Annotated in this window: 10 protein-coding genes; 3 read left to right on the top strand and 7 right to left on the bottom strand. The window is 54.7% G+C overall.

The features are described 5' to 3' along the window. Positions 1–99: 99 nt before the first annotated feature. From ACK4FF_RS15325 to ACK4FF_RS15295, 7 genes are all read right to left on the bottom strand, one after another. Positions 100–1,056, bottom strand: a complete 957-nt coding sequence (locus ACK4FF_RS15325; protein WP_409711183.1) for a chemotaxis protein CheV — start codon at positions 1,054–1,056, stop codon at positions 100–102. Between the two features lie 54 nt (positions 1,057–1,110). Then, entirely contained in the window at positions 1,111–1,956 is an 846-nt protein-coding gene (locus tag ACK4FF_RS15320) for a hypothetical protein (protein WP_409711181.1), read from the bottom strand. Positions 1,957–2,077: 121 nt separating this feature from the next. Beyond that, complete coding sequence (locus ACK4FF_RS15315) at positions 2,078–3,079, bottom strand: succinylglutamate desuccinylase/aspartoacylase family protein (protein WP_409711179.1); 1,002 nt, start codon at positions 3,077–3,079, stop codon at positions 2,078–2,080. Between the two features lie 97 nt (positions 3,080–3,176). After that, on the bottom strand, positions 3,177–5,540 hold the full coding sequence (locus tag ACK4FF_RS15310) for an efflux RND transporter permease subunit (RefSeq protein WP_409711177.1): 2,364 nt from the start codon (positions 5,538–5,540) through the stop codon (positions 3,177–3,179). Between the two features lie 39 nt (positions 5,541–5,579). Then, on the bottom strand, positions 5,580–6,773 hold the full coding sequence (locus ACK4FF_RS15305) for a WD40/YVTN/BNR-like repeat-containing protein (RefSeq protein ID WP_409711175.1): 1,194 nt from the start codon (positions 6,771–6,773) through the stop codon (positions 5,580–5,582). Between the two features lie 115 nt (positions 6,774–6,888). After that, positions 6,889–8,232 carry a DUF1329 domain-containing protein gene (locus tag ACK4FF_RS15300; protein WP_409711173.1) on the bottom strand — a complete coding sequence of 448 codons (1,344 nt, stop codon included), beginning with the start codon at positions 8,230–8,232 and terminating at the stop codon, positions 6,889–6,891. A gap of 64 nt (positions 8,233–8,296) precedes the next feature. Then, positions 8,297–10,297, bottom strand: a complete 2,001-nt coding sequence (locus tag ACK4FF_RS15295; protein WP_409711171.1) for a DUF1302 domain-containing protein — start codon at positions 10,295–10,297, stop codon at positions 8,297–8,299. A gap of 281 nt (positions 10,298–10,578) precedes the next feature. Between ACK4FF_RS15295 and ACK4FF_RS15290 the strand changes: the two genes are divergently transcribed. From ACK4FF_RS15290 to ACK4FF_RS15280, 3 genes are all read left to right on the top strand, one after another. After that, on the top strand, positions 10,579–11,490 hold the full coding sequence (locus ACK4FF_RS15290; protein ID WP_409711169.1) for a methylated-DNA--[protein]-cysteine S-methyltransferase: 912 nt from the start codon (positions 10,579–10,581) through the stop codon (positions 11,488–11,490). A gap of 76 nt (positions 11,491–11,566) precedes the next feature. Then, a complete protein-coding gene (locus ACK4FF_RS15285) occupies positions 11,567–12,526 on the top strand; it encodes an alpha/beta hydrolase (protein WP_409711167.1) in 960 nt (319 codons plus the stop codon). 148 nt (positions 12,527–12,674) lie between these two features. Continuing rightward, the gene (locus ACK4FF_RS15280; protein WP_409711165.1) at positions 12,675–13,937 is read left to right on the top strand and encodes a serine hydrolase domain-containing protein; all 1,263 of its coding nucleotides are present in this window, start codon (positions 12,675–12,677) and stop codon (positions 13,935–13,937) included. Positions 13,938–14,274 lie beyond the last annotated feature (337 nt).

Here is a 14,274-nt window from a genome sequence, read left to right as displayed (position 1 = left end):
CCTGCTCCATCACTGCCCACTCAAACCGTGTTGGCAGTGTACAAGCTGTGCTTAAGCCAATGGATGCTCCGTGGTTGAAAACCCCTCGAAAAAGGCGAATCAGGCGTTTTCGTGCAGCAGTTGCACAATGGCCTTGCTCAAGGTTTCGGCGTCAAATTTTTTGACGTAAACATTCACGCCCGCTTCCATACCCCGGCGCGCGTACTCCTCGGAAGTCAGCGAGGAATACATCACAAAGGGCACATCTTTGAATTGGGGCTTGCTGCGCAGCGAACGCGTCAATGCACAACCGTCCATCACGGGCATTTCTTCATCCACCAACACCAGCGACACCTGGCTTTTCACGCTGCCCTCAGCACGGTCAGCCATGGCCAACAACTGCCGCTCAGCCTCAACACCATTGACTGCATGGCAGTGCCTCAAACCCAAGGCGTTCAGGGTTTCTTCGATTTTCCGCCGGGCTACGGCAGAGTCGTCCACAAAGAAGACGGGAGGACGCTCGGACAGATCGCCTTTCGGCTGAATCGCAGCCGGGCTGTCCTGATGCGGCAACACGGACTGGCACAGGCTTTCAATGTCCAGCAGCGAAACAAGCCGGCCATCCTCAAGCAACACCACCCCAAACACCGCACTGCCCTCGCGGTCCAATTGGTCGGGCGCCCTGACTTCGGACCATGGCATGCGAATGATTTTGTCCACCATCTTGACTTGAAACGCCACAGACCTGGATGAGAACTCAGAAATGATGAGTTTGTCCTGGGCTTCTTCACCGCTGAGCCCGATGGTCTCCGCCAAATTCACCACAGGCATGATTTGCCCACGCAAGGAAATGATGCCCTTGAACGCGGATGAATTGCCGGGCAGGCGTGTCACTTTGAAGGCATCGGTCACCTCCCGAATTTTGAACACATTGATGCCAAACAGCTCTTGACCGCCCAGGCCAAACAACAGGATTTCAATGCGATCGTTGGCTTGATTGTGGGCCAGGTCGGGGGAAGTTCGGCTGTTCATGGTCGGCACAGGCAGATGAAACACACCTGCCATTGTGACCCGCATGGCCGCAGTCCAATACACCTAATTGGGGCCTGACAGCCCCCTATTCCGGAGGTGTTACTGGGCAGTCAATGAAGACAGCAGTTGAGTGCTCAAAGGGCCGATTTTGGGCAGAACAGTCGTACCCATGGGGGAAATGTTCTGAACAACGCTCAAAGTTTCGTTGATCACGTCGGCTGAGGTGCCGTAGTAATCCACCGAGAACAAAGGGTCGGTGATGGGGTTAAGGCTATCGCCAGTCAACAACTCTACGCTGCCTTGAATCGCACCTTTTATCTCGCCACGAACGTGTTCTTGCAGGAAATCACGGACAGTGAAGTCGACGCTTCGAAACTCACCGATGGAGTCAATGATGAACTCACGAATGCTTTCCTGGCGGGATCCGTCAAAAGGCTGGTCAGCATTTTCGACGGTTTTCTGAATCAACTCCAACAGGTTCATCAACACGCCATCACTGCCCGAAGCCACGGCCTCGGTGGCGGAAGTCAACAACCCTGAAGCCGCCGAATCAAAACCCAACACAGCAGGGTCAGAGTCGGGCTGATTGTTGTCGCTGGAAAACACCTGTTCGTTCAAACGCTGAGGCTCGGTGATGAGGCTTCGGTACCCAGGTTCCACTGGCAATTGCGTTGTGTCGGCAAAAGTGGCGGCGGCTTTGCGAAGCGGTACCTCACCCAAGCCAACCACCTTGGGCGGAAAATCCACCAATTGCCCAGCCTCGGCTGGCGCAACCGGCTTTTCAGGGGCGGGGGCGGCATTCAGTACCGGCTCAACCCGGCGGCTTGCCTGCGAAACCACGCCACCCAAGCCCAACTCGGCGAAGGCCGCATGGGAAGCACCGGCCAAAATGCCCAAGGCATTCTGATCGTTTTGAAGCAATTGATGGACAGTGGAATGAGGCATGGCGACACACAGGTCTAAACTTTAACTGCAGTGTACAGATAGACACTGAGCCGCCACAATCCGGAAAATTATAATTTTGAAGGGGAATGTCCGCACGGAATTTACAAGTAAAACCAGTAAATTACGCACACCCCAAAGCAGATTGGTCAATGGCCACATAAAACCATTCCTGGCCGGCCTTGGAGGTTGAGTTGGGAAAGACGATGAAACCATCCCTTGGGGCGCGCACTTCTTGGCCCCCATGGCGTATGCCAATCAACTCCCCCTTGCGAATCTCATCAAAACTGGACCAGGCACGGCAAAACTCATCCCGGTCATCCTGTTTGTCGATGACTTCCACCAAAGTCAGGCGCTGCCATTGCTGCACCAACTCAACAGGGGCGCCTTCCACCAAGCCCAAATGGCGCAAGGTGCGGTCAATCGCGTCGTAGGCCACTGCAGGGCCTGTGGGGGCCTCATGCTGCCCGCATTCCAGGGTCACCGCATACCCACCACTGCTGCGCATGCACTCCGTAGTGCCCATGCCATAGCGGGGGTCCGTGTTCAAACCTGCATCGGGCAACTGATTGGCCTTCAGGTAAGCAACCCGGTTTTCAACACCTTTGGCGTAAGTTTCCAGCCAGCCATCCACAAACCGCGTCACCCCGAGGCAACGGGCCAGCTCACGCTCAGCGCGGGCATGCACAAAGGGTTGCAAAGTGCCACGGTTGTTTTCAGGGCCGAACAGGGCGAAAGGCACTTCCCCTTTTTGAAAGCTGTGGATATCCAAAAGCACATCGTGCTGCGCCAACAACGGACACAGCCAATTGGCAACGTGGTCCTCGAAATCAACGGGTGTGTTGGTTGGCGTCAGGTTTCGGTTGAGGTTTCTGTCCCCGTTGCGTTGACGGCGGTTGTAGGCCAAAGGGTTGGTGATGGGGACCAAGGTGACCTGGCCAGTACTCAGCAATAGCTCACCACGCTCAAACTCCCCAATCACCTTAAGAATAGCCTTGGACCCTGACACCTCGTTGCCATGTACCGCCCCCAGCACAATCAATTTTGGCCCGGGTTTAAGTGCGGTGAAAGTCACCGACTTGAACTGTAGGGGATGGGGTATTTCGGGCAAGGCTGGAAACTGCATGGTCAATCCTGGACAGACACATTGGCGAGGTTTCGATTATTGCAGACAACAAAGGGGGCCCGAAGGCCCCCTTTGCATTTTTACCCCTTGTGGCGTTTTACATACCGGCCACTGAGCTTTCTCCGAAGCGCTTGCGGATCGAATCCATCGCCAGCACCCGGATCAGTGCTGGAATCAGGATGATTGCGCCCACCATGTTCCACAGGAACATGAACGCCAACAACAGCCCCATATCGGCCTGGAACTTGATGGCTGAGAACGCCCAGGTGAATACACCCAAGGCCAGTGTGACCGCAGTCAACGCCACCGCCACACCTGTGGTTCGCAAGGTTTCAAAATACGCATCCTTGAAGTTCAAGCCTTTGGCCAGGAAACTTTCCAAGCGGTTGTAGATGTAGATGCCGTAGTCCACCCCGATCCCCACGCCCAAGGCGATCACCGGCAAAGTGGCCACCTTGATGCCCAGGTTCAGTTGAACCATGATCACCTTACACAGAATCTCGGTGATGAACAGCGGAATCATGATCGCCAGCATCACCTTGAAGCTCTTGAACTCCCACCACACCAACACACCAATGATGGAATAGACCAACACCAGCATCAGCTTCTGGGCCTGTTCAACCACAATGTTGGTGGCTGCTTCAATCCCGCTGTTACCTGCCGCCAGAATAAACTTGGCATCCTCAGAGTTGTTGTCCGCAGCAAACGCTTCTACCTTGGCCACCACCCGTTCAAGCGTTTCAGCTTTGTGATCCGCCAGGAACAGGATGACGGGTGTCATCGAACAATCCGCGTTATAGAGCGACGTCGGAATATTCTTGTGCGCGCCGTTGGCAATAAAGCGGTCACGGGTAATCGACAACCACTTGGGGTTACCGCCGTTCAACGCAGCAATGATGTTTTTCATGATGGTAAAGAGCGACGCACTTCCCTCAACACCTTCCACGTTTTCCATTTCCCACTGGAAGCGGTCAACAGCAGAGGCGACTGGGTAAGAACCGCACTCACCGGGCTTGGTTTCCACCATCACCACAAACACGTCCGAGCTGGTGGAGTAGTTGGACACCAAAAACTTCACGTCTTGGTTATAGCGGGAATTTGGACGAAGTTCCGGCGCACCGGGGTCCAGGTCACCAATCTTGAGGTTAGCTGACATCACAAAGCCCAAGGCCAGAATCACACCCGCAACCGCGGTGGCACCCAAAGCCATCTTCTTTTCGGTCAGACGGGAAATGGCCCTGGCCACTGTGTGCTTGCCGGCCTCTTGTTTGGCCACTTGGTTCAAGCCCGATTGGGTCACATCGGCGTAACTCATCAACACGGGCAACAGGAACATTTTGGTGAAGATGATCACTGCAACACCAATCGATGCGCTGATGGCCAACTCGCGAATCACACCAATCTCAATCACCAGCAAGGTGGAAAAGCCCACCGCATCGGCCAACAAGGCCACTGTTCCCGGAATGAACAGCAGGTTGAAGGTGGCCTTGGCCGCGTCCATTTTGCTCGCGCCATGGTAGCGCTCGGCCGCCATGGTTCGTACGTTCTGAATGGCATGGCTAACCCCAATCGCAAAGGTCAGGAATGGCACCAAAATTGAGTACGGGTCCAAACCAAAGCCCAGCATGCTGACCACGCCCAAGTGCCAGATCACCGCCAATGAACAGCACAGAATCGTGGCAGCAGTGCTTTTCCAGCAACGTGAATACCAGAACAACAACGCTACCGTCAGCACAAACGTGATCGCGAAGAAACCGGCAATGTCCTTGGCCCCTTCAATCAAGTCACCCACCACCTTGGCAAAGCCGGTGATATGAATCGAGACCTTGTCGTTCTGGTACTTGTCGCGCACCACCTCTTCAATCTTGGCCGACAGCTTCCCATAATTCAGTTTCTGCCCGGTTTCCGGGTCCACTTCCAGCAGGGGGGCCAAAATAACCGCAGAACGCTGATCATTGGCCACCAGCGAACCAATGCGGCCTGAGCGTTCAACGTTGGCCTTCACTGCCTCAATCTGTTCGGGCAAGCCCTGAAAGCCCTGCCCAATCACCGGCCCCATACGCAGGCCCTCTTCGGTCACCTGCCGCCACATCACGTTCGGTGTCCAGATGGAACTGAGGTTGCCCCGGTCCACACCCGGAATGTAGAACACCTCGTCGGTGATCTGACGCAGGGTTTCTAGAAACTCGGCCTCGTAAATCGTCCCGTTCTTGTTGTGAACCGCAATTCGAAGCACGTTACCCAGAGGGCGCAGCTCGTTCTCGTATTTCAGGTAGTTCGCAATGTACGGGTGCGTCACGGGCACCATCTTCTGAAATGATGCATCGGGGCGAAGTTGGGCGGCCTGAAAAGCAAAAAAGACCGACATCAATGCGAAGAAAACAATCACCACTTTGCGATTGTTGAACAGGATACGTTCGAAGAACTGCTCGACCTTGCCCGATTCTTGTTGTTTGCTCATGTTGTAATCCAATTCAATGTGCGTTGTGCGAGGTCAGGTTCATCGGGGCAAATCGAGCACCCGGGGTCCACCCTGGCCACTCAACACCACCGATTGCCCCACCACAGCCATACCGGTCACGGGCTTGCCTTCGGCCTGAGACACCAGGCTCAACCCGGTCCCAGCCGTGTCGGTACGCGCCAAACGGCCCTTTTGGTCTACCAGCATCACAGTAGTCCCTTGGGTGAATGACTGAACAAAACTTTCTTTCGTTGGGCTTTGCAGCTTCCACCACGCCGCCGCACCCGGGCCCAAGCGGTACACATTGCCACTGAAGCCATAGGCGTACACAGTGGCCTCGCCTTTGTCATTGCGGGTCACGGCTGTGCCGTAGAAATGGCCGTTGTAGCCTGTGTCCAAACGCTCCCAGCTCTGCCCGAAATTGGTCGAGCGGTACACGCGCCCTGCCTCACCGGCAATCAACAACAAACCTGTGCTGTCACCATACAAACCGTTGTAATGCCGGAAGTCGGGGTTATTCAAACGGTCCGCAATCAAGGTCCAGCTTGCCCCGGAATCTTTGGTTTCGAAAATCTGGCCATAACTGCCCACAACCCAGCCCTGGTTGTCGTCTTTGAACCAGACATCCAGCATCGGGCGTGCAGGGCCAAATCGCGCACCGGCCTCGGCATCCTCAAATGCAAACTGAACCGCCTCAAGTTCGGCTTCCAACTTGGCTTGCTCAGCAGGCTTGGCAGCATCAAACCTTGCCTGCATGTCATCCATTTTTTTCTTGGCCGCGGCCACCACCTGCTCATTGGCTTTGTTGCCATCAAACACGCGAACCCAGCTTTGGGCGCCATCCGTGGATTTCAACACCACACCATCATGGCCCACAGCCCAAGCCACATTCGGGCTTGAAAATCGAATACTGGTCAGATTGATAGAGACTGGCACTTTGGCTTGTGTCCAAACCCGGCCATCCGCATCTTTAGCCCCGGAACCAGCCTCTGCGCCCGCTGCAAAATCGCGATACAACACAATGCCACGCTCACCGACCAGCACAACCTTGCTGCCTTGCGCGGTGGCATTGAGCATCAAGGCTTTGGCGGCCTTGGGTGCGATGATGGCGGGAATTTCCATGGGGTCTTTGAATGCTTGCGCAGTGGGCGCAATGCCCAAACACAGCGCAATGCCCATTGCGTGCATCCAGGCTACCCGTCGATTCAGTGCGGGCTTCATTGGCTTAGTCATGCCGTCTCCAAAATTGGCCCGGTCACTGGTTCCGGGCTGCTACAAAAAAACTGTTCAAACACGAAAAAACGGGCACCCGGCCAAAGCCTCGGGTGCCCGATTGGGTTCGCTTAAATCAGCGGCCCATGCGGCGCAGGGCTGCGGTCGAGAAGTCAGCCACGCTGTACTTCTTGCCGAACTCCACGGGCTTTTCCTCGTTGGTCAGCGCATTGACCAAGTAACGACGGGCCTGCAAGTCATAGATCACTTCACCAGCTTGGGCGAAGGTCGGTGCGTCATACAGTTGAACCCCAAACACCTCACGAACACGCCACAAACCGCCACGTGCATCGTATTGGTCGCCATGCAGAATGGTCCAGGAGTCCTCGTCGATGTAAAACACACGCTTGGAATAAATGTGGCGTGCGCCGGGTTTCAAAGTGCCCTCAACCACCCACACACGGTGCAACTCGTAGCGCACCAAGTCTTGGTTGATGTGATTGGTCCCCAAAATCTGCGAGTACTTCAAGTCCTTGCTGGTGAGTTTGTAGTTGTTGTAACCCACGTACATTTCCTTCTTGCCCACCAGTTTCCAGGTGTAGCGGTCAGGTGACCCGTTGTAACCGTTGAAGTCATCGTTGGTACGCAGACCATCCGCACCAATACCTGGGCTGTCATAAGCCAACTCAGGTGCACGAATCACGCGGCGCTGCCCTGGGTTGTACTGCCAAGCCAAGCGCGGCTCAGCCACTTGGTCCAGTGGCTCATGCACCAAGGCCACTTCGCCCGCAGCATTCGCAGGGGCCAGCGTCTTGTTCATGTAATAAAAAATACGGTTCGGTTCGGCGTCTGTCATGTAGGACGCAAAAGAGATGGACTCCTCACGCTTACCCAGGGTGTACGTGCCATTGGTCTGAACCGGGAAATCAGCAGATACCCGGGTGATGGAACCACCCAAGTCACGCATGATGTGATTCCAGATCACCTGCACACCTTCGGTCGGGATCGGGAATGGCACATTGGATTTTTTCAGGTTCACAATCCCGTTGCCACCGGCCGCCAACTTGATGTTGGGCGCTTCCTCTTTGGCAAACTTGTAGATGTCCGCACGGTAAGCGGCCGAGCGTCGGGTGGGGTAAACCGTAATCTTGTAATTGGGGTAACGCTTGAGCATTTCCATCTGCCCTGGCGCCAGCTTGTCCTTGTACTGCTCCATATTGGCGGCAGTAATGGTCACAATCGGCTTATCGGCCGCATAGGGGTCCGCGTACCCTTTTTTGGCATCGAAACCGGCAATGGGTTTACTCAAACCACCATCCCAGGCGGGAATTGTGCCGGCGGCATTGCCGGCCTTTTCTGCCCCCATGGGCGTCAGGGTGGTCCCTAACTTTGAATAGTCGGCGGATTGGGCAAGGGCACCTGTACTGGCGCCCATGACCAGCAGCGAAACGGCTAGCTGCTTCAGACTTGTTTTCATCATCACATCGTCTCCTTTACGAACGGATTACAACCACTATTTATAATTATTTAGAATTCTTGTGCTCTTAGAGATTAGCACCCAGCACCAGCGACAGGAAGTCCCTGTCCTTGAATGGGTCAAAATATGCCTTGTCGTTGAACATACTGTAGTTCACTTCGGCAAAGTATTTCGCGGACTGCAGATCAGCCCTCAAGCCAACCCCAAGGTTTTGACGGTCCTGCAAAAACAGGCCATCGGCTGAATAGCCCTTCACGTCATGCGCAAAGAACAGACGCGGAGCCAGGTTAAGGCCAAAGGCCACATCAGGGTAGTTCAACACCGCCAAAACCCGGTATCCGAAGGAAGTCTTCGTGGCATACCCGTCAACCACACAGTTTCGCGGGTTCGGGTTGACCGCGCGGTTGCATTCGCCATATGCGGCGTGGGCACCGGCACCAAATGCCGGGGACCGTCCAAAACGCTCACTGGTGAACGGGTCACCAATGCCTTTCCAAATCTGCGCCCCGACCTCAGCCACCACGGCCAGAGAACTCGCCCCCAAGCGGCGCGGGAACAGCGCCACGGTCGACATCTGCATCTGAATCTTGTCGAGCTCTTTGTAGCCCTGCAAAATCGAGCCCAGCGGGAATTGGGCATTGTCACCGAAGCGGGCCAGAGGACCCGTGCCAGTGCCAGCCCCCTTGATGAAGTCGGCCGTGTTGTAAGCCACGGGGTAGCCCTTGGTGTAACTGACTTCTCCAAATACCGAATAACCGCCAATCTCTGTGGCCGCAGACAAGCCGGCTACCTGAATGTTTTCCTTGCCGTAGTCAAAGAAGTATGACAACGGGTTCACCAAATCTTGTCCAGCCACACTCAAGCCGTTGAACACCGACCCCGGCACATTCGAAGGCGTCTTTACCAGGCCGAGATTGGGAATACGCTGATGGTAGTTCACCAGATACATCCCGAATTCCGTACCAATTTCGCTGGCGTAATAGCGGCTGGCAAGGCCAATCTGGCCTTTGTCTTTCGCACGCTTGTCACGCAACTGGGACATCCGGAAATTTAATGTACTCAGGTCTGCGGGAAGACCAGTAATGCCACCCAGCACCCCCGTCAAGCCAGCAAGGCCGGCAGTTGTGGATGTGTCAAATGGCACCCCATTCACAGAGATGGTGCCACCACCGGAAAAACTCTGTCGATCGTTGTATCCCGAAAAGTCAATTTCAAGTGGGCCAGCACCCAGCACCCCTGGGTTCACAGGTGAGCCACTGAATCGACAGTTGATCAGGTCAGCGGCGTTGAAATACGTGCCACAACCATCCACCACTACCTTTTCATGGTTCACCTGTACGAAACCCTCCAACGACAGCGCATCGGTCGCCTGAAGGTTTGCATACACCTGAGGAATCGGCAAAAACACTTCTTTCAACTGGGCGCCCGGGCGCCGCAAAGCCGCTGAGTCAAAGTTGGAGAACTGGTTAACGCCCCCCAACAGGAACAGCGCTTCACCCCAAGTCACCACTTGGTTACCAAACTTGACCGTCAGATTCTTGTTGAATGGCTGGAAGTTACCGAAGACATAGGAATCCAGAAGTTGAACGTCTTCAAACTTCGATCCTTTTTCATAGTCATTGCCGGGCAACGTTTCGTTGGGCCGAAAACCATTGGCCGCAGAACCATGGGGAACTTTGTTGCGCTTTTGCTCGAAATCAGAGTACGCCCTAGCCCGAACAAACATACCCACGTTGTCTTTGGTCAGCTCCAATTCACCAACGGCACGCAACTGGGAACTGACAATATCCCCTTTCTTGAAGTTCAAGTTACCGTCATCTACCGTACCGCTGGATGCCGTGCCTCCGTTCCCGCTGAAAATCAGAGAAGGGTCAGGGTCTTTCATGCGCATAGCTGCGCCCACGGTGACTTCCATAGCCCATCGGCCTTCAACGCCACCGGGGCCAGTGAAAGTACCTGCGGCCCACGAAGTGGCCGGAACAAGTCCAACCGCCAAGCTCACTGCCACAGGAAGCAGTTTCAAACGGGCCAACCTGCTGACGGGCCTCTCATTTACCGCGTGAACCATGCATGTCTCCTCCGGGCCTTTTTGGCCTCTTGAACTACCCAAACTTGGAAATGCGCGCCAAACCTTGTTGTTTGGCCTATCGGGTGTTACCAGCCTGGTTCATTTTCAGATTCACTCTTCATAGTTTGCCTAAGTTTCACCGTCATTTTTATTAATGAATACCCCGATACCGTGAAACAAATTCAGCTCAATCACCGCAAGAATCCGATTGCTGCAGCCCTGGGACTGGCCCAAAATCGCAAACAGCAAAACCCTCGAAACCTAGAACGCCCTCGCCCCCCATGCAATCGACACCACCCCGCAATAGCGACACCAGCCAGTTCACACTTGTAGAACAACTCATACATCGACTAGGGCCTGGTCGTTCAGCCACTTCTGAGTCTGCGATACCAAGCCTTGACGAACTCGCCCAGGAATTTGGCCTGAGCCCGGGCCACCTGCAACGCACCTTCAAATGGTTTGCCGGCATCAGCCCTTTGCAGTTTTCGCACTGGCTCGACCGGAACCACGCAATCCAGGCCATGCGCCAAGGCCAATCCCTGCTATCCACCTCGCTAGAACTCGGTTATTCGAGTACCGCCAACCTGCACAACCTGATGATCAAGCTCGAAGCCATGTCGCCCGGGGAAATTCGCAATCAAGGCCGGGGGCAGACCATCACCCTAGGCCAAGCCCCCACCCCCCTCGGCATGTTGCTGTGCGCCAGCACCTCCATAGGCTTGCACCGTCTCGAGTTTGAAACCAACAGCCTGAATTGGGACTTGTTCGAAACACGGCTCAAGGCTGAATGGCCCGCGGCCAACTGGGCTTATTCAGATGACTTGGCCCAACAACTGGCGATACACCTGTTCAACGACTCAGCCCAAGCCAACCCAGCAACGCCCTTGTCACTTCATTTGAAAGCCAGCGCTTTTCAACTCAAAGTCTGGGAAGCGTTAATCCACCTTCCCTCGGGCCAACTCACCAGCTACGCTGGCTTGGCAAGGGCATTGGGCCTTCCCAAAGCCAGCCGTGCTGTAGGCACTGCTGTCGCAAACAATCCAATTGCAGTGCTCATCCCCTGTCACCGCGTCATCCAATCGACAGGGCAATGGGGCCAGTACCGTTGGCAGCCTTACCGCAAGCAAGCCTTGCATGTCTGGGAACAAAGTCACTCACCAGAACTCAAGCCATTCAAAACGGACCTGCGTTGAACACACAACCGGCCAAACTCGGGTTCTTCATCAAAGTGTGATAAAACGTGAGGTTAAAGACGTACCGCTTCACACCATGAAACCAATCCAAACCCTCTACACCGCATTGCGCATCCTGCCGCTGTTTGTTTTAAGCGGATGCTCCACCCTGCAATTGGTCAACTCCGTGTCGCGCTTCTATGCCGCAGACATTGAAAAAGACATTCAGTTTTCGCCAGGCAACCCGAACCTGGCTTACGACCTGTACTTGCCTCCAGCCGCGCCGTCATCCAAAGCACCCACGCCAGTCATCGTATTTTTCTATGGAGGCAGCTGGAACCGGGGCAACAAAGACGAATACGAATTTGTTGGGCGTCGTCTGGCCGCCATGGGCTACATCACAGCGATACCCAACTACCGTCTCTACCCCGAAGTCAGCTACCCGGATTTCCTTCGCGACGGCGCCCAAAGCATTGCCCACCTGAAGGACACACTGCGCCAAACCCGATACAGCAGGCTGAAACCTGACGACCGGTTTATCGTGATGGGCCACAGCGCTGGCGCCTACAACGCCGCCATGATCAGCCTCGACGACCGATGGCTGGGTGAGCAAGGCTTAACACCAAGCCAACAACTGCGAGGATTCATAGGCGTAGCAGGGGCTTACAACATCTACCCCATCAACGACATGGAAGTTCGGCCTGTGTTCCACCATCCGAACTACCCCCCTAAATCCCAGCCTATCGACCACGTACAAGCCAACAGCCTGCCTTCATTGATCCTCGCACCGGAATCCGACAACCTCGTCAGTATCGAGATCAACAGCGTGGCATTGAACAAAGCACTGCAAAAAGCGGGCAGCCCATCCGAACTCGTGACTGTCAAAGGCACCGATCACATCACGATCATCGGCACACTGTCGCCTGTACTTTTCTTCAAAGGCAGCTCTACCGCGCCAATCCAACATTTCGTTGATGCCGTCACCGGCAGCATCCCCCAACAGGTCAAAGGCACCCACACCACAAACCAAGCACACCATGCCGGTTCACAACCTTGACCATACTCCTGATGAACCAGTCACACTCACAAACCACCAAGGACAGAAATTAGACAGAACACCCTAAATTCACGTTTGACCTTGTCCCCTGCTGTCACGATACTTGTTGGCTACATAACAACACATCACAGAGACAAGCATCACAATCATGTTCAAACGCACCAACCACATTACTGTGCCCAAACAACTGGGCTCAGTCACCCAGATCGACACACAGGCAGAAATCAGTCCCTACGATGTCAGCATGACTCGAGACAACGTCGAAGCCATCTGGAACAGCGTCGAATCATTCTATAAAACAGGCCTTCAGCCCGGAATGACCATGGTCATTCGCCGTCAGGGCGAAATTGTGCTCAAACGCGCTATTGGACACGCCCGTGGCAATGCACCCGCCAATCATTCAGAGCAGGAAACGGCCATCATCCCCATGCAGCCGGATACCCCGATCTGCCTGTTCTCCGCATCAAAAGCCATCACGGCGATGTTGGTGCACAAGTTGGTTGAGTTGGGTCAAGTGGACTTGAATGAACGTGTAGCCACATACATTCCCGAGTTCGGCTGCAACGGCAAGGAAAACATCACGGTGAGCCAGGTGCTGTCGCACCGCGCCGGCATACCCATCATCCCGATGAAAAACCCGCATCCCTCACTCATGTTCAAGTGGGACAGCGTGATCGACCTCATCAACTCCGGATACACCAGCCAAGGGGATGGGCGAACACAGGCCTACCACGCAATTGTTGGCGGCTATGTGTTGGGGGAAATCATCCAGAGGGTCACCGGAAAAAGCGTCGCGCAAGCCTTGGCCGACTTCATCGCCAAGCCCCTGGGCGCGAAGTACTTGACCTACGGACTGCCGGCCAAACATCGGGACAGCGCCGCATTCAACTACAGCACAGGCGCAACACCTCCCTTCCCGATCAATGCACTTGCAAAACGTGCGCTGAACATTGATTTCGAAAAAATTGCCAGCATTTCCAACACCGACGACTTCATGAACGTCGCCATTCCGGCGGGCAACATCTACGGCACGGCAGATGAAGTCAGCCGGTTCTACCAGATGATGCTCGACGGTGGCTCCTACAACGGAAAGCAACTCTTCGAGGCTGAAACAATCCGCAACGCGATAAGGCCTGCCGGCCCACTCACAGTGGACCGTACGCTGATGATTCCAATCCGGTTCTCCAACGGCTTCATGTTGGGTGAAAATCTATTTTCTTTGTTTGGAATCAAAGCCAAGAAAGCCTACGGCCATTTGGGACTCATCAACATCGTGAGCTGGGCGGACCCAGCGCGTGAATTGTCCGTTGCTTTCCTGAACACGGGAAAGTCGCTGGATGCGCGCTCTGTGCCGGCCCTTGGTAAAGTGTTGGCGTCTGTCAGCCAAAACTGCAGCATCCTGCACCCATAAAAAAGTACTCTTCGGGCCAAAGCCCAACGGGATACCCACAAAAAAACCCCCACCGCGCCAAAGCTCGGTGGGGTTTTTCATTGGGGCATACTGGCCAAGACAGCTAACGCTCACAAGCTTGACGATCAATATTGACGATCAATAATTGGAATGGGGATGCCGCTGAGCGCGGTTGAGTTGATGGTGTGTGGTGTGGGTTAAATTGTTGTGGTGTGTTTGTAAAGCACAAAGCCCCGCGGATGGCGGGGCTTTGGTTTTTGAATTGGAGAGCCTGACGATGTCCTACTTTCACATGCGAGCTGCACACTATCATCGGCGCTAAGGCGTTTCACGGTCC

Source organism: Limnobacter sp., from assembly GCF_046297615.1.
GTDB lineage: Bacteria > Pseudomonadota > Gammaproteobacteria > Burkholderiales > Burkholderiaceae_B > Limnobacter.
The sequence above is the reverse complement of the archived record's forward strand: the minus strand, read 5'-3'. Positions and strand labels throughout refer to the sequence as shown.